Source organism: Streptomyces sp. BBFR25 (assembly GCF_044590125.1).
GTDB classification, from domain to species: Bacteria; Actinomycetota; Actinomycetes; order Streptomycetales; family Streptomycetaceae; genus Streptomyces; species Streptomyces canus_D.
On the sequence record NZ_CP172447.1, the window covers coordinates 8,631,217 to 8,655,258 of the forward strand.

At 68.2% G+C, this 24,042-nt stretch carries 18 protein-coding genes and 3 pseudogenes; 10 read left to right on the forward strand and 11 right to left on the reverse strand.

Translation table 11 applies throughout. The annotated features are described in order from the left end of the window. Positions 1-64 precede the first annotated feature (64 nt). The 4 genes from ACGH52_RS38810 to dnaE form a co-directional block, all read right to left on the reverse strand. On the reverse strand, positions 65-883 hold the full coding sequence (locus tag ACGH52_RS38810) for a hypothetical protein (RefSeq protein WP_399946435.1): 819 nt from the start codon (positions 881-883) through the stop codon (positions 65-67). A 12-nt stretch (positions 884-895) separates the two neighbouring features. Then, positions 896-1,132, reverse strand: coding sequence for a hypothetical protein (locus tag ACGH52_RS38815; protein WP_121704226.1), 237 nt, complete (start codon positions 1,130-1,132; stop codon positions 896-898). A 1,441-nt stretch (positions 1,133-2,573) separates the two neighbouring features. Beyond that, complete coding sequence (locus ACGH52_RS38820; protein ID WP_399946439.1) at positions 2,574-2,927, reverse strand: DUF6300 family protein; 354 nt, start codon at positions 2,925-2,927, stop codon at positions 2,574-2,576. Continuing rightward, positions 2,924-6,526, reverse strand: coding sequence for a DNA polymerase III subunit alpha (gene dnaE, locus ACGH52_RS38825; protein WP_399946442.1), 3,603 nt, complete (start codon positions 6,524-6,526; stop codon positions 2,924-2,926). Before dnaE ends, ACGH52_RS38820 begins: the two co-directional genes overlap by 4 nt. A 455-nt stretch (positions 6,527-6,981) precedes the next feature. Between dnaE and ACGH52_RS38830 the strand changes: the two genes are divergently transcribed. Beyond that, positions 6,982-7,413 carry a hypothetical protein gene (locus ACGH52_RS38830; RefSeq protein WP_399946445.1) on the forward strand — a complete coding sequence of 144 codons (432 nt, stop codon included), beginning with the start codon at positions 6,982-6,984 and terminating at the stop codon, positions 7,411-7,413. Here ACGH52_RS38830 and ACGH52_RS38835 read toward each other — a convergent pair. Further along, positions 7,410-7,787, reverse strand: a pseudogene (locus ACGH52_RS38835) (transposase); the annotation flags it as partial. The gene ACGH52_RS38830 and the pseudogene ACGH52_RS38835 sit on opposite strands and share 4 nt — an antisense overlap. A 315-nt stretch (positions 7,788-8,102) precedes the next feature. Here ACGH52_RS38835 and ACGH52_RS38840 point away from each other — a divergent pair. The 5 genes from ACGH52_RS38840 (at position 8,103) to ACGH52_RS38860 (ending at position 15,514) form a co-directional block, all read left to right on the forward strand. Further along, a complete protein-coding gene (locus ACGH52_RS38840) occupies positions 8,103-8,375 on the forward strand; it encodes a hypothetical protein (RefSeq protein ID WP_193777662.1) in 273 nt (90 codons plus the stop codon). Continuing rightward, on the forward strand, positions 8,372-8,758 hold the full coding sequence (locus tag ACGH52_RS38845; protein ID WP_210976700.1) for a hypothetical protein: 387 nt from the start codon (positions 8,372-8,374) through the stop codon (positions 8,756-8,758). Before ACGH52_RS38840 ends, ACGH52_RS38845 begins: the two co-directional genes overlap by 4 nt. Before the next feature lie 424 nt (positions 8,759-9,182). Beyond that, on the forward strand, positions 9,183-13,859 hold the full coding sequence (locus ACGH52_RS38850) for an RHS repeat-associated core domain-containing protein (protein WP_399946449.1): 4,677 nt from the start codon (positions 9,183-9,185) through the stop codon (positions 13,857-13,859). Between the two features lie 31 nt (positions 13,860-13,890). Beyond that, the gene (locus ACGH52_RS38855) at positions 13,891-14,622 is read left to right on the forward strand and encodes a hypothetical protein (RefSeq protein WP_399946452.1); all 732 of its coding nucleotides are present in this window, start codon (positions 13,891-13,893) and stop codon (positions 14,620-14,622) included. A 400-nt stretch (positions 14,623-15,022) separates the two neighbouring features. After that, positions 15,023-15,514, forward strand: coding sequence for a hypothetical protein (locus ACGH52_RS38860; protein WP_399947071.1), 492 nt, complete (start codon positions 15,023-15,025; stop codon positions 15,512-15,514). Here ACGH52_RS38860 and ACGH52_RS38865 read toward each other — a convergent pair. The 3 genes and pseudogenes from ACGH52_RS38865 to ACGH52_RS38875 all read right to left on the reverse strand — a co-directional run. Then, positions 15,494-16,057 (reverse strand): recombinase family protein, encoded by a 564-nt coding sequence (locus tag ACGH52_RS38865; protein WP_399946455.1) that lies wholly within the window; start codon positions 16,055-16,057, stop codon positions 15,494-15,496. The two genes, ACGH52_RS38860 and ACGH52_RS38865, sit on opposite strands and share 21 nt — an antisense overlap. Next, complete coding sequence (locus tag ACGH52_RS38870; protein ID WP_399947034.1) at positions 16,017-16,772, reverse strand: class I SAM-dependent methyltransferase; 756 nt, start codon at positions 16,770-16,772, stop codon at positions 16,017-16,019. The genes ACGH52_RS38865 and ACGH52_RS38870 overlap by 41 nt, the downstream gene beginning before the upstream one ends. Positions 16,773-16,946: 174 nt before the next feature. After that, a pseudogene (locus ACGH52_RS38875) lies at positions 16,947-17,409 on the reverse strand (Tn3 family transposase); the annotation flags it as partial. Positions 17,410-17,590: 181 nt separating this feature from the next. Between ACGH52_RS38875 and ACGH52_RS38880 the strand changes: the two are divergent. Further along, a complete protein-coding gene (locus ACGH52_RS38880; protein ID WP_399946458.1) occupies positions 17,591-18,160 on the forward strand; it encodes a transposase in 570 nt (189 codons plus the stop codon). Next, positions 18,157-18,576, forward strand: coding sequence for a hypothetical protein (locus tag ACGH52_RS38885; RefSeq protein WP_399947037.1), 420 nt, complete (start codon positions 18,157-18,159; stop codon positions 18,574-18,576). Before ACGH52_RS38880 ends, ACGH52_RS38885 begins: the two co-directional genes overlap by 4 nt. Positions 18,577-18,668: 92 nt before the next feature. Here the strand turns inward: ACGH52_RS38885 and ACGH52_RS38890 are convergent, their stop codons facing one another. Then, a complete protein-coding gene (locus ACGH52_RS38890; RefSeq protein ID WP_202977684.1) occupies positions 18,669-19,103 on the reverse strand; it encodes a hypothetical protein in 435 nt (144 codons plus the stop codon). Between ACGH52_RS38890 and ACGH52_RS38895 the strand changes: the two are divergent. Both ACGH52_RS38895 and ACGH52_RS38900 read left to right on the forward strand, forming a co-directional pair. Further along, positions 19,086-19,385: pseudogene (locus tag ACGH52_RS38895) on the forward strand (transposase); the annotation flags it as partial. The gene ACGH52_RS38890 and the pseudogene ACGH52_RS38895 overlap by 18 nt on opposite strands. Positions 19,386-20,021: 636 nt before the next feature. Next, positions 20,022-21,950 carry an N-acetylmuramoyl-L-alanine amidase gene (locus ACGH52_RS38900; RefSeq protein ID WP_399946461.1) on the forward strand — a complete coding sequence of 643 codons (1,929 nt, stop codon included), beginning with the start codon at positions 20,022-20,024 and terminating at the stop codon, positions 21,948-21,950. A 360-nt stretch (positions 21,951-22,310) separates the two neighbouring features. Here ACGH52_RS38900 and ACGH52_RS38905 read toward each other — a convergent pair whose 3' ends face one another. Further along, a complete protein-coding gene (locus ACGH52_RS38905) occupies positions 22,311-23,174 on the reverse strand; it encodes a Bax inhibitor-1/YccA family protein (protein ID WP_193777660.1) in 864 nt (287 codons plus the stop codon). 241 nt (positions 23,175-23,415) lie between these two features. Beyond that, on the reverse strand, positions 23,416-24,036 hold the full coding sequence (locus tag ACGH52_RS38910; RefSeq protein ID WP_121702474.1) for a TetR/AcrR family transcriptional regulator: 621 nt from the start codon (positions 24,034-24,036) through the stop codon (positions 23,416-23,418). Positions 24,037-24,042: the final 6 nt, after the last annotated feature.

Consider the following 24,042-nt stretch of genomic DNA (forward strand, 5'->3'; position numbering starts at 1 on the left):
GCGGGGCCGTGCTGTCGGGACGCCGCCCGAGCAGTGGCACGGGCGGCGCTCCCATCGGTCTGGCTCAGTTGCCGTGCTGGGTGACGGAACGTGGGTACGGCAGTGTCGCCTGGTGCAGCAGCCTCCTTCCCACCCAGTGCCGCCATCGTGATGGCTTCGCCGGCCGACTGGGGCAAACGGCAGGCTCCGGTTCCATGAGGGGAACCGTCTCCTGCTCCGCCCCTCGCGGCTTCGGGGCGTGCCCCTTCTGCTGCAACTGCCCGGCAGTGGGTGCAGGCAGGCCGCGCTGGTAGGCGTCGGCTCGCTCCCATGCCTGCTCCCACAGCCGGGCTTCGGGAGTGCCGGGCTCGATCCCACCGCACACCCTTACGAACGCGAGCAGCAGGGTCTTTGACGGCCTCCGCTGTCCGCTGAGGACCGCGCCCAGGGAGCTGCGCGGCAGGAAGCTGACGCCGTTCTCGGTGGCCGTCGCCTCCAGCTGCCGCAGCGTTTTGTTCCCGTGGGCGAACCGCAGGGCGCGCATGGCGTCCAGCAGTTCGACCGGCTCGCAGATGTACTGCGGCGGTAGCACGGGACGGCGGTGCCGAGGCCGGGTGCCGGGCGGAGCCGTGGCGGCTTCTGCCTTCTTCCACAGGCGCTCGGCATGCCGTTCGTCCCCGCCGCACACCCGGACGTACTCCTGGACGACGGGCCAGGCGGGCAGCCGATCGCCTCGGGCAGCGTGGAAGAACCGCAGGTGAGGGACCGGCTGGCCGGATTGGAGAGTCGCTTGACGTGCCATCTGGCGATAGCTCAGACCCGCGCGCCGGCGCAGTGACCGCAGCCACTGCGCCAGCTCAACCACGGGTGCGGGCGTCGCCAGGGCGCTGGTGTCGCACCCCATGACGTTCTCTCCCTATACGCGGCGTGCGGAGAAGACGGCGACGGTGCGGCGGACGAGTTCCACCGCCAGCAGGCCGCCGACGGTGATCGTCGCTATGACGGTCTCCAGGTTCTGCCCCCAGGCCCCCAGGCCGGCGGTCAAACTCAGCACCACCACGATGATGACGACGGCCGGAGTCGGCAGCAGTGGGCTGCCTTCCCTGACCGGGCCCTGCACGCATGAGGCGTGCAGGTGCGCGCGCATGTTCATTTGTCTCCTCGGTCGTTGCCACTCGACACGAGGCCCCGGGTATGACGATCCTCCAGCCTTGCAGAGCCGGAGGATCCAGAGCCTCATTGGACAACCTTCCTTCCTCCGTTTCAACGCGGTAAAGGTTGCTCCAGTGCCTCCGTTTCAACGCGTCCCACGTTGTGATGACGGGCCGTCAAGAGATAGGTGCAGGTCATCCGACGTACTCGGTGTCCGGTCGTTTCGCGGCGCGCGGCGATATTCCCGCTTCCGTCCTCCGCGAGGGGTGGCTTGAGACGGGTGAAACAACGAAAGTCAGGGGACAACACCGCACAGAGCGACCGGGACCGATCCGGACGCCTGAGGATCTCCAGCCGAGCGAGGGAGGGGCCTGACATGCAGGCAATGGTCGTGGCAGTCGACCTGCAACGCTTCTCGTCCATGCGCGACGACCAGGTACCTGTCCCTGCTGGCCCTGCGGTTGAGTCGGCCGAACACCTGTGCCGTCCGCGTGGGCGCTCGGCACCGAGCTGTCGCGCGAACCGGCCCGCGCAGCGGAGAACCGTCGGCGGTCTTCCGCCCAGGCGACCACGCCACGGCGCGGACAGCCGACGCGGGGACGGCGCCCTGGCCGCCTCCGAGGGCCTGTCCCAGCACCTGGGCACCCTCAGCAGGCCGCCGCCGGCCCGCAACGGGACTCCGCCCGGCGCAGCAGGCCACTCGTGTGCTTCCTGCCGCGCCCTGCGCCGGAGCTCACCCGTTTTGACGGCGCGCCGATGCTGGGCACCTTCTTGCCCTCCGGCGGCCTGTCGCGGGGTGAACCGAGCCCGGCTTTCACGCCCGTCTGCCCCGAGTCCGGGCCTGCGCCGGAATCTTTCGCGCGCCCGCCCCATCGCCGAGTAGCAGGCGACACATCTCTCTTGCCCGCCCCTGGTCCCGGTCCCGGGCCCGTTCGCGGTCGAGTCGGGACGGGGTCGACGGTCTGCATCACAAAACGTTTCCTCTGCCGCGCCCCTGCCGCGGCCTATGATCGCGGTCTCCCCGGCCGTTGCCACTCGATACAACATGGGGATCGGACGGTCTTTGTTGCAGCGAAGCCCGTCCACGGCACAACCGGCGGTTTGCGTCTTCGGCCTCCGGCGGCCCGCCTGTTCCCGAAGTGGGGACGCTGGGTCAATTCCGTCCCGCTGGCTTCGGTCCAGCGGGGCGGAGTGCTGTCCATGGGCCGACGCGAATGGGAGGGCTCTGCACAGGTCGTCGGCTGCCCCGGGAGCGCGGGTCCTCGGTGCGATCCCGTCAGGTCCGTCTGAACGGTGCATGCGCCTGTCTGAAGCAGTGGCGTGGCATAGACACCTGCTACGAGAACACGGTCACCCTCTATCTGGCCGGCTTCCACTTCGTGGCTCACTTGGCTTTCGTCCCAACTTGTCGTTGTCAGGGAGCCGTCGGCCGGGGCGGGGTGTCAGAGCAGTTCGCCGTTGGGTCGGTGAGCGTTTTCCTCACCTTGCAAACGAACTGTGTCGACCCTTGGCTGTCGAACCGACTCGACCCAGGCGACCACACGGCAGCCGAATTCGGCGAGGTGCGTGAGAGGGATCCTCTCGGCGACGGCGAAGAGTGCCAGCAGGTCGTCCGCAGGCGTTGCACCGCTGTCGCAGGCCGGGCACAGATCCGCCTCCCGGAAGCCTTCGACGAGGCGCCCGGTGATGTTCATCCACGAATGACCGAACCGGACACGAAGCAGAGCCTCGCCTCCGCAACGGGCGCAAGGAGGTACCTGGTCGACGCGGAAGGTGATCTCCTCGCTGTCGGTCATGCCACACCGTGCCAGGTGTCCTGACCGAAGGAGCCCTTGATGTCGGAAGCGATCGTGGCCGCGTTCACCGTCGACCGGAGCAAGTAGACCGTGGTCTTGTGCGGACCGCGTACGAAGAGGTGGACGGGGCTCTCGCCAGGGTGGGCGCCCATGATCCGCCTGAGCTCCCTGACCATCGGCTCGTTGACGCGGTGGTACGGGAACGCCAGCTGGACCGGTGCTGCTCCGCTGCGCTCGGCGGCCGTCACGTCGAGGACCTGGAGCTCCTGGCCGAAGATGCTGATGGCGCCGTCCCGGTCGTTGATGCGCCCCTGGACGGAGATCACGCTGTCCTCCACCAGCGCGCCCAGCACGAGCTGGTAGGTCGCGGGGAAGAAAAGGACCTCGATCGTGCCGTCACGGTCGGCGAGGTTCACGATGGCCCAGGCGTTGCCCTGCTTGGTCACCTTGTTCTGGACGCTGGTGATGAGCCCGGAGAGCCGCACCGTTCCCTCGGTCCGCCCGGAGGCGAGCAGGTCGGGGATGGTGGTGTCCCGGTGGGCGGCGAGGATGTGCTCGGTGCCGTCCAGGGGGTGAGCGGAGACGTACATGCCGAGCATCTCCCGCTCGGTGGACAGGAGTTGCTTGCGCGACCACTCGCCGTCGTCGATCCGCACGTCGAGGCCGAAGCCGGACTCCCCGTCGTCACCGGCGGCGCCGCACAGCCCGGCGAAGAGGTCGTCCTGGCCGTAGGCCGCGGCCTTCTTCAGCGGCACGACTGCGTCGATGGCCGTCTCGTGCACGGCGCACAGTCCCCTGCGGGTGTGCCCCAGCGAGTCGAACGCGCCGGCCTTGATGAGCGACTCGACGGCCCGCTTGTTGAGGGCCGGAAGGTCGGCCTTGTCGAGGAAGTCGGCGAAGCTGGTGAACTTCCCCTTGGTCTTGCGGGCCGTGATGACCGTGTCGATGACGTTGTCGCCGACGTTGCGGACGGAACGAAGGCCGAAGCGCACGTCGTCGCCGACGGCTGTGAACTCGGCGACGGACTCGTTGACGTCCGGAGGGAGGACGGTGACGCCGAGCTTGCGGGCGTCGGCCAGGTAGATGCCGGCCTTGTCCTTGTCGTCGCCGACGGACGTCAGCAGCGCCGCCATGTACTCGGCCGGGTAGTTGGCCTTCAGGTACGCGGTCCAGTAGGAGACGAGCCCGTAGCCGGCGGTGTGGGACTTGTTGAAGGCGTAGCCGGAGAAGGGGAGCATCACGTCCCAGATGGCCTTGATGGCCTCCTCCGAGTAGTCGTTGGCCTTCATGCCGTCGTGGAACTTCTCCCACTCGGCGGCCAGGACCTCGGGCTGCTTCTTGCCCATCGCGCGGCGCAGTATGTCGGCGCCGCCGAGCGTGTAGCCGGCCAGGGTCCGGGCGATCGCCATGATCTGCTCCTGGAAGATGAGCAGGTGGTGGGTCGAGCCCAGGATCGGGTCGAGGACTTCCTTGAGCTCCGGGTGGATGGGATCGGGCTCCTGCTTGCCGTTCTGCCGCAGCGCGTAGTTCGTGTGCGCGTTGGCGGCCATCGGGCCGGGCCGGTAGAGGGCGAGGGCGGCGGCGATGTCCTCGAACCGGCTCGGTTCCATCAGCTTGAGGAGCGCGCGCATGCCGCCGCCGTCGAGCTGGAACACACCGAACGTGTCGCCGCGGCCGAGCAGCTCGAAGGTCTTCCTGTCGTCCAGCGGGATGACGACGGTGCCGCTGTCGCCGTCCATCGGGTCGACTGTGGCTAGCCTGACGCCGCGGTTCTCGCGGATGTTCTCGATGGCGTGGTCGATGACGCCGAGGTTCCGCAGGCCCAGAAAGTCCATTTTGACCAGCCCCATGTTCTCGCAACTGGGGTAGTCGAAGCCGGTGATCTTCACACCGTCGGAGGCGCGCATGTGCAGCGGGATGCGGTCGGTGAGCCTGGTCTTGGACAGAATGACGGCGGCCGCGTGCACGCCGGTCCCGCGAGTGAGGCCCTCGACGCCCCTGGCGGTGTCGATGACGGTCTTCACGTCCGGCTCGTTCTCGTACATCGTCCGGATCTCACCGGCCTCGCCGTGGCGGGGGTGCTCGGGATCGAAGATCCCCTCCAGCGGGATCGACTTGCCCATGATGTCCGGCGGCAGCGCCTTGGTGATCCGTTCACCGTGGCTGAAGGGATAGCCGAGGATCCGTGACGAGTCCTTGATCGCGTTCTTGGCCTTGATCTTGCCGAACGTGTTCACCATGGCGGTGTACTCGTCGCCGTACTTCTCGGTGACGTACCGGACCATCTTGTCGCGCCGGCGGTCGTCGAAGTCGAGGTCGACGTCGGGCGGGTTGATCCGCTCGGGGTTGAGGAACCGCTCGAAGAGCAGACCGTGCTCCAGGGGGCACAGCTCGGTGATGCGGGTCGCGTAGGCGACGATCGAGCCCGTGGCCGAACCACGGCCGGGGCCGACCGGCACGCCGTTGTCCCGGGCGTACTTGCAGATGTCCGCGACCACGAGGAAGTACGACGAGAACCCCATGGGACCGATGACCGACATCTCGGTCTCGAAGCGCTCCAGGACCTCGGCCGGGACGGGATCGCCGTACCGCATGGCAAGCCCCGTCAGGACCTCCTTGCGCAGCCACGACTCCTGGGTCTCTCCGTCGGGCACGTCGGGGAACTGCGGCATCTCGTCGACGTTGTCGAAGACCTCGTCGTACGGCCCGACCCGCTCGGCGATCAGGAGCGTGTTGTCGCAGGCCTCGGGCAGCTCCGCGAACAGGGCCCGCATCTCGGCCGCCGTCTTCAGGTAGTAGCCGCTGCCGCTGAAGCGGAACCGCTTCTCGTCGGCCTTGTTCTTGCCCACGCCGATGCACAGCAGGTTGTCGTGCGCGTCGGCCTGGCTCTCGTGGATGTAGTGCGCGTCGTTGGTGGCCAGGAGTGGAAGGCCCAGCTCCCCGGCCAGCCGCAGCAGCCCTTCCCGCACGTCCCGCTCGATGGGCAGGCCGTGGTCCATCAGCTCCAGGAAGTAGTTCTCCTTGCCGAAGATGTCCTGGTAGGCGGAGGCGACCTGCCTGGCCTCGTCGTACTGGTTGAGGCGCAGCCGTGTCTGGACGGCGCCGGACGGGCATCCGGTCGTCGCGACGACGCCCTCGGCGCGCTCGGCGATCAGCTCCATGTCCATGCGGGGCTTGCCCGCCGGGAACTGGCCCGTGTACGAGGCTTCCGTGGACATGTAGAAGAGGTTCCGCAGGCCCCGCGCCCCCGTCGCCCACATGGTCATGTGCGTGAAGCGGCCACCGCCACTGACGTCCTTCGACCCCTCGCCGTCGTCCGACACGGCCCGCTGGCCGCCGGGCCCCCAAAACTCCTGCCGCCGGTTCCGGCGCGAGGACGGGGCCACGTACGCCTCGATCCCGATGATCGGCTTGACCGAGCCGAAGCCCTTGGCCACCTGCTGGAACTCGTACGCGCCGAACATGTTGCCGTGGTCGCTCATGGCAACCGCGGGCATGCCCTGCCGGTCCACCTCGGCGAACATCGGCTTCAGCTTCTGAGCGCCGTCGAGCATCGAGTATTCGGTGTGATTGTGCAGGTGAACAAAGCTGTCAGCCACCAGGCGAGCACCTCCGAGAGCAGTCTCGTGAAGCCGCACCCTAACCCCGAACCAAGATCGATCCGGGGTTCTCGGCTGCCCCTCCGGCCGCATCAACTGGGCTCGGTGGTGGGGGCCTTGGCCTGTCGGCGAGTTGTTGAAGTCTCGGCCCGGCGTGTCGCACACGACGCGCTCGTGCCGGTCGGCAGGGGGCGCGGTGGCTGATCGTTCGTGTGTTGCTGGAGGTGTGGGGGAGGGGGCAGAGGCGGGGCTGGGGAGCCGAGGCGGGGAGCGTCGCAGCTGCGCCTGACCTCCCAGCGACGTTCGCTGCCGGGTACGAAGTTCGCTGCCGAGTACGGTGTCGCCGGCGCCCGGGTAGCGGCCCGGGCTCGGAGCCAGGCTCGTCACGGGGGGTGCCTCCATGTCTTTGGTCAAGCTGGTCGGGTGCGGGTTCGGGCGTCTGGAACGATGTGTTCGTGCATGCTGATGATCAGGTTGGCGAGGGTGTTCCCGCGGAGCTCGCGGTGTTCCTGCGGGAGGCCGTCGACGGTCTCCCGGTGAAGATCGCTCCTTCCGTCTGCGAGGGGTGCGGTGGTCGGGTGTTCTTCGTGCTGGTCAATGCGTCCGGAGCGGAACGAGAGTGTTCGGGCTGCGACAGCCGTGCGTTCATCGCGGACAGCGAGGAGTACTGGGACGAGGAGTCCTGGGAGGACGACGAGCCCGGTGCGGCCGGCTGCCCGTGCGGGAGCGAGGAGTTCGAGGCCGCGGTCGCGTTCTCGCTCGGCACCGACGGATCCGTCCGCTGGGTGACCGTGGGTCTGCGGTGCATCAAGGATGGGTTCTGCGGGATCTATGCCGACTGGAAGATCGACTACGAACCCACGGATCACCTCCTGGCCATGGTCTAGGTCTGCTGGGCGACAGCCCGAACGGGTTGGGGTTCGTAGAAGGTGCCGTCGCGGAGCATCGCGAAAAGGACGTCGGCCCGGCGTCTGGCGAGACAGAGCAGGGCCTGGGTGTGGTGCTTGCCCTGGGCGATCTTCTTGTCGTAGTAGGCCCGCGCTGCCGGGTTGCCCAGGGCGGCGAACGCGGAGAGGAAGAAGGCCCTCTTGAGCTGCTTGTTTCCTCTTCGGGACGGTTGTTCGCCGCGGATCGACGAGCCCGAGCTCCGGGTCGCCGGGGCGAGACCTGCGTAGGCGGCGAGGTGGCCGGCGGTCGGGAAGGTGCTGCCGTCGCCGACCTCGATCAGGATCCGTGCGTGGTCTTGGGCTGGCTTACCGGGTGTCCGGTCGAAGTACGGGCGTCGTTCGGTCGGCGCTGCTTATCTCGTGCGAGCAGATCGCGGTCGCGGCTGGCCTCCACACGTGGAAGCGGCAGGTTGGCGTGTGTACTATTTGCCGGAATCTGTGAAAGTCGCCGAAACCGTGCCTCAGCGGCTGTAAAGATGCAGGTCAAAGAGCCTGCTCCCCGCGCCCGCGGGGGGCCGGCTGCTGCGAATCGGCTCGTTTCACGGCTGATGGCTCGGAGCAGGGGCCTCCTGAAGATCACTGAGCTGACACCCGACCCCGCAGGTATTCATGGCGGTATACTTTCCGACGTGGATACGACGATCAAGATCGGTGCGGAGACCCGCGACAAGCTCGCCGCTCTGGCCGAGGCCAGGAACATGTCGATGCGGGCGCTGATCGAGGAGTTCGCCGCGACCGCGCTCACTCCTGCGCAGTTGCGTGAGCGAGCCGAACGCACGGACGCGTTCTTGGCCGCAGAGTTCGGGCACCGGGTCAGCGACGACGAAGCCGGCGCATTGCGTGAGCGGATGCGGCAGGCGCAGAACGACGGACAGGCTCGGGTTCGGGGCACGGCGGCGTGATCGTCGAGCACTACGTCCTGGACAGTCGCACACTCCTTGCCCTGGGGGGCAACAAGCAGGTCTCCGGGCTCATCCACATTGCCGCGGGGGACCCCACGGTGCGTTTGTGGGTCCCCATCGTGTGCGTGCTGGAGGCCGAGCGTGAACGGGCCGGGATCGTCGACTACCTGGGCATCCTCGATGTCCTGCACACCTTGGACACCGACTATGCGACGGCGCACGCGGTCGCCGACCTGTATCGCCGCAACGTCCCCTTCGGCGTAGGGGCCGCCGTACACGCCACTCAGCCCACGCTGGACCGCCCCGATGGTGCCGTCGTCGCCACGGTCGCGCCCGCCGACTACGACGGGCTCGAAGCCCCGGTCCTCGACCTCAATCGGTAGGCGGTCTGCAGCACATCGGCGACAGCCGTACGGCGGAACCATTCACACCCCCTGGACTCCGCCCGCGGGTTCGTCTGCTCCCCGCACCCGCGGGGATGGTCCCAGGTCGTTCGCCTCGGCGATCTCCGTCAGCTCCTGCTCCCCGCACCCGCGGGGATGGCGAACCATTTCCCCCACCGGCGCCCGCAGCGGCCACGGCACAGCCCGCGCTGGCCTGATCCGCCGTCACGCCGTCCCCCAAGTCCTCGGCCACGCCTGCCCGCACGACGAAGCCATGCTGATCGGCCCTTCCGGGCACGGTTCCTGCGAGGCGGTGCCTCCGGTCGCAAGCAGCCCTCTTCTGCTCGAACTTCCGTGCCTAGTAAGTTCACGTGTGCGCATACGTTGTTGATGTCACCTGCAGGTGTCGACGGGGGTAACGGGGATGGTGGGCCACAGGCCGAGTGACTGGCATGTCCTGGACCTGGACAAGGACCCGACCCCGGGGGACCCGCAGCGGGTGCGGACGCTCGCCAAGACGTTGCACGACTTCGCCGACGACGTGTCGGAGGCGTTGCGTCTGGTGAAGGGTATGGCTGGCGAGTCGACCTTGGCCGAGTGGGCGGGGAAGTCGGCGACGGTCTTCAAGGAGGAGTTCTCCGGCGTTCCGAAGAACTTGAAGAAGCTGGAGAAGTCGTACGGGATGTGCGGTGACGCGCTCGCGGACTTCTGGCCGAAGCTGGAGCGGGCGCAGGCGCTGGCGGACCGGGCGTTGGTCAAGGCGCGGGAGGCCCGGCAGGACCTGACCTCGGCGCAGTCGAAGCTGTCCTCGGCGGATTCGTGGGTGACGCGGGCGTCGAAGGAGGCGGACAAGTACAAGGACGATCCGACGGGCAGCAAGTCGGACGCGGACAAGCCGGACGAGGCGAAAGTCCGGGCCGCCACCCGTGACGTCCAGCACGCCAAGACCGCTCACGCCAACGCGCAGTCGGCCGTGGACTCCGCGCAGGGTGCGCTGGACGCGGCGAAGAAGATGGCCGAGGACGCGCGCAAGATGCGTGACGACGCGGCGCGGGAGGCCAAGAACAAGATCGACGAGGCGTCCGACGCCGGCATTCAGAACCGGTCCTGGTGGGAGGACGTCGGCGACTGGTTCTCCGACAACTGGGACACCATCGTCGCCGTCTGCAAGGTCGTCGTCGCCGTCGTCGGCATCGTCGCGATGATCATCGGCGGCCCGATCCTCGCCGCGATCGTCGTCGTGGCCGCCCTCGTCGTCCTCGCGGACACGCTCTACAAATACAGCAAGGGCCAAGCATCCCTGTGGGACGTGGGGCTGGCGGCCCTGGACTGCATACCCGGCATGAAGGGGCTCACCACCCTCGGCGGACTCGCCAAGGGCATGAAGGGGATGGCCACCGCCGTGCGGGGCGGTCTGAAGACCCTGCGTTCCGGTGCCAAGGATCTTCTTGCGAAGGCCAAGCCCTACAAGGGCCGGTGCCGGGGCGGCGACCCGATCGACATGGTGTCCGGCGAGATGCTCATGGAGCAGGTGGACCTGGAACTCGGCGGGCTCCTGCCGCTGGTCGTCCGGCGCACCCACGTCTCGACCTACCGCTGGGGGCGCTGCTTCGGGGCGAGCTGGGCCTCGACGCTGGACCAGCGCCTGGAGATCGACGACCAGGGCGTGGTGTTCGCCACCGAGGACGGCATGCTCCTGGCCTATCCGATCCCCGCACCCGGCACCGCCACCCTGCCTCTGGAGGGGCCTCGGTGGCCGTTGACGTGGAGCGGTGACGGTGAAGGCACGATCACCGTCCACGACGACGAGACCGGACGCACGCACCACTTCGCCCCCGGTGTACGGCGCGAGGGTGACACCCCCGCCTACACCCTGCCTCTCGCCGCGACAACCGACCGCAACGGGCACCGCATCGACTTCCTCTACGACGAGGCGGGCGTCCTCGCCGAGATGCGCCACTCGGGCGGTTACCGGGTGGCCATCGCCACGGAAGACGGCCGGGTCACGTCCCTGAGCGTTCTCAGCTCACCGGAAGACGGCTACGGCGCGGAAGCCGACTCACCGTGGGCGGTGGTGCGACGCTACGGCTACGACACGGAGGGCAATCTCCGTGCCGTCTCCGACGGGCAGGGCCGCGACTTCCGGCTCACGTACGACGCCGAGTCCCGCATCACGAGCTGGACCGACCGCAACGGCGGCTGGTACCGCTACACCTACGACGAGCGGCACAGGGTCACGGCCGGCAGGGGAGCGGACGGTTTCCTCGACTGCTCCCTCACCTACGACGACGCGGCACGCGTCAACACGTACCGCAACTCCCTCGGCCGGACCACCACCTACCGGTTCGACGAACGTCTGCAACTCGTCCAGGTCACCGACCCCCTGGGAGCCTCGACCCGCCGGGAGTGGGACGAGAACGGACGCCTCGTCTCCTGGACCGACCCCCTGGGCCGCACCACCCGCCAGGTCTTCGACGCCGCCGGTCACCTGACCGAGGTGGTCAGGCCGGACCTCAGCTCTGTCCGGGCCGAGTACGACGAGGCGGGCCGCACCCGCCGGCTCACGGACCCAGACGGTTCGTTCTGGAGCTACACGTACGACGAGCGGGGCAATCGCCTGTCCGTCACCGACCCGTCCGGCGCGACCACCCGCTACAGCTATGACGCCCTGGGCCGGCCCGTCTCGGTCACCGACGCGCTCGGCCACACCCGGCACATTGAGACCGATCCGGCCGGTCTGCCGCTGGCCCTCACCGACCCGGAGGGCCGGACGACTCGAGCGCGGCGCGACTCCTTCGGACGCGTGACCGCGGTGACCGACCCCGCCGGCGCCACCGACCGCTTCGGTTGGACCGTCGAAGGCCTTGCCTCGTGGCGTTCCCTCCCGGACGGCGCGACGGAGGCCTGGAGCTGGGACGGCGAGGGCAACCTCGTCTCGCACACGGCCCGCAACGGCGCGGTCACCACGTACGAGTTCACCCACTTCCACCAGCCGACCTCCCGCACCACACCGGACGGCCGCCGCTACACGTTCTCCTACGACACCGAACTGAACCTGACCGGTGTCCACAACGCGGACGGCCGCACCTGGGAGTACGCCTACGACGAGGCCAACCGCCTGATCCGGGAGACGGACTTCAACGGCCGCACGCTCATCTACTCCCACGACGCGGCCGGGCAGCGTACGTCGTGGACCAATGGCGCCGGACAGACCACGGACGTGACCGTGGACCTGCTCGGCCGGCCACGCCAGTACCGCACGGCGGACGAGGTCACCACCTACGAGTACGACAGCGCCGGCTCACTGCTCCGCGCGGCCAACCGCGACACCACGGTCGAACGCACCTACGACTCCATGGGCCGCACGTTGACCGAGACCGTCAACGGCCGGACCACCACCTACACGTACGACGCACTCGGCCGCCGCATCAGCCGACGCACTCCCTCGGGCATCACCTCGACCTGGACCTACGAGGCGACGGGCCACCCCCAGGCCCTGAGCGGCGCCGGCAGCCAACTGCGCTTCGACTACGACACCGCCCATCGTGAGATCCGCAGGACGCTGGGTGCGCAGGCGGTGCTCCACCAGAGCCGGGACGGCTCCGGCCGGCTGACCGGGCAGTCGGTGACCACGCCCGGCCGCGGCATCGGCGACGCGGGCGGTGAGCTGCTCCAGCACCGCACCTACGAGTACGACCTCGACGGAGCGCTCCGGGAGATCGACGAGCTGCTCGGCGAAAGCCGCCGGTTCGACGTGGACCCGGTCGGCAGGCTGACCGCGGTCAGGACCGCCGACCGCGAGGAGAACTACGCGTACGACCGCGCGGGCAACCTCGTCACCAGTTCCCCGTACGACGGCACCACGGAACCGCAGCCCCACCATGCCGACGGAACCAGACTGCACCGTGCCGGACGCACCACCTACGCCTATGACGGCCAGGGGCGCCTGATCCGCAAGACCGTCCGTCTCCTCAGCGGCGGCCGGCGCACCTCCCAGTACGGGTGGAGCGCGGAGGACCGCCTGGTCCGGACCGTCGCACCGGACGGATCCGAATGGCGCTACACCTACGATCCGGACGGCCGACGGGTCGGCAAACAACGCCTCGGCACCGGCGGGGACGTACTGGAGGAGACGACGTTCAGCTGGGACGGAACACGCCTCGCCGAACAGATCGAGACCGACGGCACCGTCACCACCTGGGACTACGCGCCGGGTTCCTACCGACCCGTCGCCCAGACGGTCAGCGGTGGCCGCGAACGGCCGGCCGCGGACGGAGGCGGCAGCGACCCGGGCGACACCGACGCCCGCTTCTACGCCATCGTCACCGACCTCGTCGGAACACCGACCGAACTCGTCTCGGCGGACGGCCGGATCGTCTGGCACCGCAGATTCACGGCCTGGGGGCAGCCGACCGGCGCTCCGCCCACAGCCCCGGAGGCCGACTGCCCCCTGCGCTTCCCCGGGCAGTACGCGGACGCCGAGACCGGCTGGAACTACAACTACTTCCGCTACTACGACCCGGAGACCGCGCGCTACGTCAGCGCCGATCCGCTGGGCCTGGCACCGGACCCGAACGACTACGCCTACGTCACCAACCCGCTCCTTCTCCTCGACCCGCTGGGCCTCATCCGCATCCGCGGCCAGCGCGGCCGATGGGAGAGGGACCCGAACTCGCCCGCACAGGCCCACAACCGCGACACCGAGTACCCCGGCAGCTATCGCCAGTCCACCCACGACGCCATGACCGCCGCCTGGACCGACGAGGGCATCGCCCAGGGCGGCACACCCATGCGGCCCACCGGACAGCTCGACTCCCAGGGCCGTCAGATCATGGAACGCATTCCCAGGTCCGAACTGACCTGGCGCAACGCCGCGGGCGAGATCATCCCGTCCAACCAGCTCACGTACGAGCACCTGACACCGGTGGTCGATCACTGGAACCAGACGGGCTACCGTTCCGACCGGGCCACCCGCAACGACTTCTACAACGATCCCGACAACATGGAGCCCATGACGAGAAGCGAGAACTCCCGCGGCGGTGCGCTCATGGACGCCACCTACCGCCAGGATGTCGACCCCACCCTCTACTCATGCAGCTAGGGCACCCGACCCGAGCACAGGAGCCACCCTCATGAACCTTGGATCCGTCCTGTCCGCCATGCCCGGCGCCGCACCCGTTACCGGTCTGGCCTCCGCGTGGCGGTGGTCGCCGAACCCGATGTTCACCTTCACCGCCGCACTCTCCACCGACGGCCGGCACAACCTGCAGGTCAACGTACGTGGCCGCTACGATGAGGCGCTCGTTGCGGCACTGCTCGCCCACGCGCGCGCCCATGACGACACCTTCGTGGGGAAGGGGCGGCCCCTGGTGGCCGTCGGCGGCTTCCACCACGACGGGACGGAGTTCGACACCGTGGGAGCGGCGACGGCCGAGGTGCACGGCTACCACGCCAACGACAACCCTGACCTGTCCGCGGTCACCTACGCCGTCTTTCCCGCCTACGCCAGTGAGATCTCCGGCCGGGAGAACGAGGAGGAGGCCTGGGGCAGGTTCCGCAAGATGCTCCAGCCGAACAAGCTCGACCGCGCCGAGGTCCCGTTCGTCAAGATGCGCTACGACAACACCCGTACCCGGAGCATGAGCAAGGGCGACGCCCGCGGCTTCGCTCCCTTGGACACGCTGGTGCGGGAACTGGAGCTGCTCGATGGCGCTCCCGGCAGCTTCGTCGAGTGGGAGAACCGGCACGGCACCGTCTGGCGGGTGCACAGCACCGGCGACACACTCGAGCTGACGCACGACACAACGCGGGAACCGGTGCTCCCCGGCCAACTGCACACCGTGGCCCGCACCAGCGTGCAGTAAGCACCCGTCCGTTCTCCGCAGGCCCCGGCACCCGGTGGACCGTGCCGGGGCCTGCGTCGAGGCGAGGGGCTCCCGGGCACGGGACTGCAAGTGCGCATCGTGCCAGCCACTTCCGACATGACCCGACAGCGGTCATCGGTGAGAACGATCTTGTTCAGGGCGTGAGTGCGCTGACCCGGTTCTCGTACTCGCGTCGGGCCTTGCGCTGGGCCGGGACCGCCCGGGAACCCTGGCCGCCGTCAAGCGGCTGGCAGCGATCGAGGAACTGGCGGTGTACGGCGGGGACGGCGCTGACGCGCAGGGTGCAGCCCTGGCCGCGCCGTACGGTCGTCCCCTTGAAGGGCTGTCCCGTAAGTGCTGGCCCGTCAGACGCGTGGTTCGACGTGTGAGACTGTCCGGCATGCGGTGGGGTGATTTCTGGCGGGGGAAGAGGGCGCCGCTTGCGGTTGCGGCGGGATCCCTCTTGGTGGCAGTGGTTGGAGGCTGCTCGCTGGCTGGCGAAATCTCGGACGCCCGGCGGATCGATGCCTCGCCCCTGCGGGTTGACGGTGTCGTCGACCGCGTGGTGCAAGTCAAGTACGGGGCCCATGTCCGGGTGTCCTACCAGGCTGGCGGTCAGTGGTTCGTTACCGAGGACCTTCCGGTGGGCCATACGGCCGGGTTGACCGATCCTGTGGTCGGCTCCGCGGTGTGCCTGGAAGCCTCGGCGGAGCACCCGGGGACGGTGCGGCTGTGTGGGCAGAGGTATCCGGGCGGCGACAACATGATTCCCACTGAAGGTCTGGTCGTGTTGGCGGGTGCAGCAGGAGCCCTGATGGCCGCTGGTTGGATCGTGGCGGTCACCCGGCAGGAGAGGCGTGAACGGGAGAGATCAATGCGGGGCACCCCCTAGTCGAGCGCGGCGCGCTCGGCGGCCTCCAGCTCGGTGGTGCGGAGGAAGTCGGCGACCGCCGTGCGGATCGCGCCTCGACTGATGTCGTGTTCGCGGGCGAGGGCGGCGATGGAGCGGCCGTCCAGGTACGCGGTGCCCTCGGCCTGCTGCGAGCAGTCCGTCGTAGGTCAGCTTGCGCTGGAGCTCGCCGGCGGCGGCGAGGGTCCGCACCAGGAACTTCACGGTGGACAGCAGTTCTCCGCTACGCGGGTGGCGGGCGGTGAGGTTCATCGCGGAGAACGCTCGGTCGTGGATGCGCAGCGCCACCTGGTCGAGGTGAAGGATGTCGAGGACGTCCAGGACGTGTCCGGTGCCGCGTACGAGGCGGAACGTCTCGGAGATGTGCACGGTGTCGCCCGGCCGCGCGTAGGTGAGCAGTTCGGGGAACTTCGGGTGCTGGAGGGGGTGTAGGCGGCTGGAGGTGCCCGGTTCCTCCTCGAAGACGACGGGGTCGGTCCGGTGTTTATACCTTGCTCGCGACCACCATGTAGTTCTCGGCCTCAAGATCGAACGTGCTCAGCTCTGTCTGAAGTCCGACCCGGTGCAGCTCGACTTCGAGTTCCTCGTACCGGTAGGGCCAGCAGGACAGCAGTTCCGAGCGGACAAGAACCAACCCTGTCGCATCGACTTGCGCGATCGCAATCTCGATGTGGTGCTCCTCCTCCCAATGCGGCGCAATCTCCCAGCGGTAGACCACGACGGCATCGCGACCGTTCCGGCGGACGAGTCGGTCACTGATCTCCAGCCGTGAACCTCTGGCCCTCACGAGTTCCCAAGTGCGGGATGTGAGTACCAAGCGCCCGCCGGGGCGCAGAAGCCGTGACATCGACTCCAGAGCAGCGCCCCTGCCTGTCGCGCCCGTGGCATGGTGAAGCGAGTTGCCAACGCAGAACACCATGTCGAACGTGTTGTCCTGGAAATGGTCGGGCAACTCTTCCCAGCTCGCCCGTACGGCCCGGACGGATGCCCCGAACTCCTCAGACAACTCTGCAGTCCGGCGAACCATCGCCTCGCTGGCGTCAGTTGCGACAACCTGCATGCCACGACCGGCGAGGCCGACCGCCAACTGTCCGGTTCCGCAAGAAGAGTCGAGGACGTGAGCGTTCGACGGCAGGAGATTGAGAACGTCGTCGAACGACGCAGCGAACTCGGCTGGAGGCAACTTCGCATCCGAGATGAGCCATTCGTACACCTCGGCAAGCACGTCATAACCTGTCACAACCACTACCTCCGTCACGCGGCAGAATCGCGGTAGGACGTCAGTCCATCAGCGGAGCAAGCAGGGCACCAATGGTTTTCGCAAGGATGGATCTGACGGAGTTTGTGGGTTGTCAGCCCTGGACCGTCGAGCAGTACGACGCCGCGTTGGTGCCGCCGGCTGACAAAGCCCGCTTCAGTCGGCCGCCGATTCGTCTTTGTCCTCGTCCAGCTCGGGGGAGTCCGGGTCGCGCAGCGGGCGCAGGGCGCCGGGGGCCGAGGCGGTGAAGCTGTAGCGGCCGAGCAGGTTCGGGTTGCGGTGCTTGAGCGGGGAGAGCCGGGCGATGTCCTCCTCCCGGATCTCGTGGCCCCCGGCCTTCAGCTGGGCGCCGGCGGCGTCGATGTACCGGGTCGTCCAGAGCACGATGGTGTGAGGACCAGGCCGAGCGCGCCGAGCTGGTCTTCCAGGCCGTCGCGGTATGCCTGGTGGATGGTGCCGCGCTTGTCGTGGCGCACGTCCCGGGCCAGCTTGTGGCGGGACTCCTGCACGGTGAGCTGCCGGTTTATCTGAGGCGGTAGGTGTCGCCCACCGGGTCGACCACACACAGCAGGTACTCGGTCTTGGCGATCCGCCTGTACTCCGCGAACGCCGCACCCAGCGAGGGCCAGCTATCGCGCTCCTTACCTTGTTTGCGGGTCGATTCCGGTCCTCGTACGATCGGGAGAACCAGGGGCCTGGGTGTGGCTTTTGAGGCCATCACGAAATGGGGGCGGTCATAGCACCTCTGCGCATTCGTCGACGAATGCGCAGAGCCGACGAATGAGGCTCAAGAAGAAGGGGTGGGGTCCGAGTCGCCCTTCAGCATCAACGAGATCCGGGCGCCGGCCGTGCGCGAGCGGCGCTACCCCAGTGACACCACGGACGCCGAATGGGCCGTCCTCGAACCGCTGCTGCCCGTCCCGGCCTGCGAGTTGCCCACGGGCGGGCGCCCGGAGAAACGTCCGCGCCGCAAAGTCGTCGATGCCATCCGATACGTCAACGACAATGGGTGCAAGTGGAGGGCGGTTCCGGTTGACTTCGGGATCCCCTGGCGCACGGTTTACGGGTTTTTTCAGCGATGGCGGGCGAGCGGAGACCTGGCCCGTATCCATGCCGAGCTGCACCAGATGGTCCGTGTTCATGACGGCCTCAATGCCCGCGCCGTTGCGGTGATCCTGGACTCCCAGTCCGTCAAGGGTGCCGAGACGGTGGGCCAGGACACCCGTGGTTTTGACGGCGGGAAAATGATCAACGGGAGGAAGCGGCACCTGGCGGTCGACATGCGCGGCATGGCACTGGCCGTCATGGCACCCCCGCGGCCCCACACGACAGTATCCCCGCCCGCGACCAGCTGTTCCGCCTGCGACTGACCCATCCCGAACTCGCCGTCGCCTGGGCCGACTCGGCCTACGGCGGAACCCTCGTCGGCTGGTCCCACACCTTCCTCGGCATCACCCTCAAGACGGTGCCCCGCCGCAAGGACCAGGACGGCTTCGCCGTTCTGGCAAAAAGGTGGCGTGCCGAGCGGGCGATCTCGTGGATCATGAGAGCCAGGAGAAACGTGCGCGACCACGAGCGGCTCATCCCACAGCGAGGCCCACGTCACCTGGACCTTCATCACTCTCATGGTCCGCCGTCTCACCCGCCCGCCCCGGCCACCGCGCACGTCACCACATCCCGTCGAGCCAGTGAAAGCAGTCGGCAGGCCCCAGCCCGTACGCCTCCGAATGCAGCAGCCGACGATCCGACTGGCCCCCACCGCCTTGCGCTGATTCCGTGGGTTTGAGGAACACCCCAGTGTCGGATCGTGGCTAAGAACTTCTGTCTGGGCAACAGCAGACGCTGGGCAGGTCCCGCGACCGGGTTGACCAATGCTGGTCAGGAGACAGGCGCGTTTTCTTCAGAAGACGCCGTGCCTTGTTGCTCCATGCCTGCGGGCGGGGTCGTCTTGAGCAGGCCGGAGCCAATGACCAGGGCGGTCAGCGTGAATCCGGCCGCGGCGAGGAAGGCCACGTGGTAGCCGCCGGCCAGCGATTCCGCCTCGGTCTTCCCCGCGGCGGTGAGGCTGTTCGTACGCGCGCTGACGAAAGCGCTCAGCACGGTCAGGCCCATGGCGCCCCCGATCTGCTGAGTGGTGTTGAACAGCCCGGAGGCGATGCCGGACTCGGCCGGCGTAACGGCAGACATACCGAGCCCCATGATGGCGGGCGCGGCCAGGCCGAAGCCCAGCCCCATGACAAGACTGGCTGGGAGGAAGTCCACCAGGTAGACGCCATTGACGCGGGCGAACGACAGCTCCTGATCGTCGCCCACACCCAGCTCCGGCTCACCCGGCCCCTCGCCGCGGACGTCCGTCGCCCCTGGGAGAAACCCACCACCTCCAACCGGCTCACCCCGGCCCGGGTCCGCCGAGGGTTCAGGAACATCCGCGCTCATCTCGCCTGCCCGACCCGTGTTCCCAAACCCCGAGGAACCGGCCCCGGACGGCCACCCGGCGCCAAGAACAAACACCGGGCCCCCCGCTACGACGTCGGCAAGACCGTCAAACGCCCCGAGACCCTCAAGGCCATCGGCAAGCCTGGAAGATCTTGGTAGAAAAAGAACAAGCTCAGCCGACAACCCGCTGCAGTCGGCAGCCCCACTGCGACTTCTGAGCCTGAGCCCGGGGTGTGTCCGGCCCTCGTGGAACCAAGGGACGGCACACGGCCGAACGTCCTGGTACATGGGTCGGCCGCACCAGCCTGGCCTCGTAGCGGGGTTCCACACAGCGGTCCTCCGGTTGGTCACCGCCTGCACCGCTGCTGAGCCGGTTCGGCATCCTTGCAACGCAGCAACGTCGTGAGGGTGTGGCCACGAGCAACGCCTGAGGCGGACACTCTCACACGTGTTCGTCGATGTAGCTGTTCCTTTGTGCCCTCGCGTAGGTGCGTTCGTGTGTCTCACGTAAGGTACGTGTGCGATCGGCGACCGATTGTGGCACGTCACTCCCGCCATCAGCGGGGGAGCGCGCCGCAGTTGTCGTGCCCGGGTCCCGAGCGGAGAGCGGCGTTCAGCACCGGTGGGGTCCTTTGGCCGGTGTCCTGTCGCTCATGCCGTTGTCTGCCCGCGCGGTCCGGGCGACTGACTCTCCCTCCACGGGCCGCACTGTCCGTCGTTGCCCCGGCGACGCGCTTCGCGGGGCGTCCGACGGTCATCCACCCCCACACGTTCACTCCTGTAAGGATCAGCATCTTGCACAAGAGAAAGAAGCGGCTGCGGCTCCCCATCGCGATAGCGGTGGGCGCGCTGGCCGCGGGCGGGCTGGCCACGGTACAGTTCACCGCCCTCGCCGACACCGGAACCGACGCCGACGCTGCGCGCCAGCAGGCCTTCGTCGCTGCCGCCGCGGAGTACGACGTACCTGTCAACGTGCTGCTAGGCGTGGCGTACCAGGAGTCCCGGTGGGAGGCGCACGGCGCGCTGCCCAGCGCCGACGGTGGCTTCGGTCCCATGCATCTCACCGACGTCACGCCGGAGATGATGGCCGGCGGCGACGCCGGCGCGGCCGGCCGTGCCGATCTGGCGTCCCTGGCGGCGGACCCCGCGTTGCACACCCTGCAGGCCGCGGCGAAGCTGACCGGTGTGCCCGAGAAGAGGCTCCGTGAGGACTCGGCCGCGAACATCCGGGGCGGTGCTGCTCTTCTCGCCTCTTACCAGAAGCAGGTGGCCGGCAGCACGTCCGAGGACGTGTCCCAGTGGTACGGCGCTGTGGCCCGTTACAGCCAGTCGGCCCACAAGAGCGGTGCGACGGCCTTCGCCGACCGTGTCTTCAAGACGATCGGCAGGGGCGCCGCCGGTGTGACCCACGACGGCCAGCGCATGCGGATGGAGGCTGCACCCTCGGCCCGCCCGATGACCTCGCAGGTGGACCGGCTGAAGCTGAAGACGTCGGAGGCGGTCACCACGGAGTGCCCGTCGACGGTGCAGTGCACTTTCGTTCCCGGTTCGCCGGCGGGCGTCCAGGTGGCCGACCGGCCTGCCAACGGCATCCGGATCGACACCATCGTCATCCACGACCTGGAGACCACCTACGACGCCGGAGTCAGTGGATTGGCCCAGCCCACCAACCCTGCGGCCACCCATTACGTGATGCGGTCGTCCGACGGCGCGGTGACTCAGATGGTGCCGACGAAGGACATCGCCTTCCACGCCGGCAACTACTCCACGAACCTGCACTCCATCGGCATCGAGCACGAGGGCTACGCCGTCGAGGGTGCCAAGTGGTACACCGAGGCGCAGTACGAGGCTACTGCCGATCTCGTGAAGTACCTCTCGGAACGGTTCGGCATACCCCTGGACCGTCAGCACATCGTGGGTCACGACAACGTGGCGGGGCCCGCCGATTCCTACGTCGCCGGCATGCACTGGGACCCGGGCAACGGCTGGGACTGGGGTCATTTCATGGAGTTGCTCGGCCGTCCGATCAGCGGGCTGCATGGTGTCCCGGCCGTGGGTTCGGTGGTGACCATCGCTCCTTCGTTCGCCGACAACGTGCAGACCGTACATGTGTGCCCCTCCGACGACCCGACCGGTGGCACGACCGCGTGTACGGACAAGCAGCAGGCGTCGAACTTCGTCTACCTGCGCACGGCGCCGAGTGGGACGGCCCCGCTCTTTGGCGACCAGGCGATCCACGGCACTGGCGCCGGCACCAACCGCATCAACGACTGGGGCAGCACGGCCCAGACGGGTCAGCAGTTCGTGGTGGCGGAGGTCCGGGGTGACTGGACCGCGATCTGGTACAGCGGCGCGAAGGTGTGGTTCCACAACCCTGAAGGGAAGAACGCCAAGCGGGCCTACGGGGTGAAGATCATCCGGCCCGCCGCCACCGCCCCCGTCGCGCTCTACGGTCAGAGCTACCCGGACGCGTCCGAGTACCCGGCTGGTCTGAGCCCGTCCAAGCAGACCCCGCTCAGCATGTACTCCGTCCCGGCTGGCCAGGCCTATGTTGCCACTCAGCCGGCGACGGTCACCGACGACTACTTCAAGAGCAGCCAGACGGTCGTTCGGGGCGGTAAGAAGATGTACACGATCCAGTACAACCACCGCGTGGCACTCGTCTACGCGGACGACGTCACGGCGACCCCCGTCACCCAGCACTGGGAGAACGGCGGCCTCTGACGCCCCCATCCGGTCGGCCTGAGGGGCCCGGTTCCGGCACACGTCGCAACGGGCCTCTCCGCCCGGTTGGACCCGTCGTCTGGTCGAGCGGGTCAGGTAGTCCTGTTCGGTCCATGGCCCCGCACGGCTGATCGAGCACTCGACGGCCTATTTGGCGGTGACGAGGTCCGATGCCTCTCCAGACGACCTTGACGCGACGACGACGAGCGAGTTGAGCGAGACCTTCACGCGTCGAGGAGAACGGCGTCGCGGTCGTCGTCTTCGACGGCGCGGGCGCCGGCTTCTCCCCGGCGTACCGGCGGTGTCCTGCACGTGCGGCGGATGGCGGCCCTGCTGCCGGAGGTGGGCTGCCATCCGGGCTCAGCCGTCCTCCCGCAGGAGGGTAAGCACACGCAGTACCTCCAGGTAGATCCAGACGAGGCTGGTTGTGAGGCCGAATGCCGCCAGCCACGACTCCTCCCGCGGTGCGCCGTATGCGATCGCGTCCTCGACCTGCTTGAAGTCCATGGCCAGGAAGCACGCGCCGAGAAGCACACCGACGACACCGAAGGCGACGCCGATCCCGCCGCTGTCGAAACCCAGGCCGTTTCCCGCGCCGAACGCAGAAAGGACGAGGTCCGTGGCCATCAGCAGGAGGAAGCCGGTGGCGGAGGCGAGGACGAAGCCGTAGAACCTGCGGTTGACGCGTATCCAGCCCAGCCGATAGGAGATGAGCACTCCCGCGGCTACCGTGAAGGTGCCGATGACCGCCTGGACCACCACCCCTGGGGCGATGTAGGTCGACGTCGCCTCGGAGACGACTCCCAGGAATACGCCCTCGAACGCCGCGTAGCCGAGGATCAGAGGGGGCGAGGCGGTGCGTCTGACCGCCTGGACGATCGCCAGTGCGAAGGCGATGAGAGCAGCGGTCACGGCGATCCCGTAGGACCGGCCGATGGCAGTTTCGTCGACGGGCAGGACCACCCACGACAGCGCCGCCGTCAGGATCACGGTCCCGAGGGTGAGGGTGGTGCGGACGATCACATCGTCCATCGTCATCGTGAGTCTGGGGGCCCGGGTCTCGTCGAGAAGGCCCGGCCGCCCGTCTGCGGCATACGGGTTCGAGAGGTGGTCGCCCGCGGCCTTGGCGCCCAGGGCGGCGCTGACCGGCTGTTCGGCGCGGGCCGCTCGGTCGGCCCTTCGGACGAAGCCCCTGCTGGAGAAGATGGGGTTACTGCTCTTCACGTCGTTCCTCTCCGTCCGCAGCATTCCCGCGGACGCCACTGAGTGGGGGAGCTCGGATGCGCGCAGCGAGAGCCGGGAGGCGCCGGTGATCGCGGGGATCGCCGGGGCAGCCATGTCAACGCTGGTGCGTCACCATTTTGACAGGTGACGCATTGGGAAACAAGGCAAGTCACCTGTTGGTGCGGTGACTGTGGTCACGGGCGGCGCCGACCGATGCCCGCGGGGTCGGGGAGTGTCGGCCTCAGGTCCGGGTGGCGGCGGGCCGGCCCCCCTGAACCCCCAGGAGGGCGAGGCAGCTCGGCCAAAGTGTTCTCAGCTGGGAGGGGTTGTTGTACAGCTTGGCGAAGAGCACCTGCCCCTCGAGCTGTGCGACTACGGAACGGGCCGCGTACCGGCTGTTGGTCAGTGTCACGTCGCCCCGTTCGCGGGCCTCCGAGATGACCGCGTCGACCATGTCCACCTCGGCCTCGAAGATCTCCTGCAGGCGCAGACGTATCGCGTCGGCGTGGTTGCTCATCTCCAGGGAGAGGTTTCCGAACATGCAGCCCAGGACCGCCCCGTAGCTACCCTGGCCGGCCCTCTGTCGGGCTTCCGTGGCCTCGAGCAACTGCCGCAACCGCTGCAAGGGCTCGGCATCGGTTCGCAGGATGCGCTCCCAGTCGAGCCGCTCGGCGGCCCACTGTGCGTCGATCACGGCCAGCGCGAGAGCCTCCTTGGACTCGAAGAAGTAGTAAAAACTTCCCTTCGGTACCCCGGCCGCCTTGCAGATCTCGGCGACACCCAGGCCCGAGTAGCCGCGCTGCCCGAGCAATGACTGTGCCGCGAGAAGGATCCTGCTTCTGGCATCGCTTGTTCGTCCCATACCAGG

What these genes read in the sequence shown, in the direction of transcription:
- ACGH52_RS38810 (WP_399946435.1), bottom strand. Translation starts at nt 883, where the DNA reads ATGGGGTGCGACACCAGCGCCCTGGCGACGCCCGCACCCGTGGTTGAG.
- ACGH52_RS38815 (WP_121704226.1), bottom strand. Translation starts at nt 1,132, where the DNA reads ATGAACATGCGCGCGCACCTGCACGCCTCATGCGTGCAGGGCCCGGTC.
- ACGH52_RS38820 (WP_399946439.1), bottom strand. Translation starts at nt 2,927, where the DNA reads ATGACCGACAGCGAGGAGATCACCTTCCGCGTCGACCAGGTACCTCCT.
- ACGH52_RS38850 (WP_399946449.1), top strand. Translation starts at nt 9,183, where the DNA reads ATGGTGGGCCACAGGCCGAGTGACTGGCATGTCCTGGACCTGGACAAG.
- ACGH52_RS38855 (WP_399946452.1), top strand. Translation starts at nt 13,891, where the DNA reads ATGAACCTTGGATCCGTCCTGTCCGCCATGCCCGGCGCCGCACCCGTT.
- ACGH52_RS38860 (WP_399947071.1), top strand. Translation starts at nt 15,023, where the DNA reads ATGCGGTGGGGTGATTTCTGGCGGGGGAAGAGGGCGCCGCTTGCGGTT.
- ACGH52_RS38910 (WP_121702474.1), bottom strand. Translation starts at nt 24,036, where the DNA reads ATGGGACGAACAAGCGATGCCAGAAGCAGGATCCTTCTCGCGGCACAG.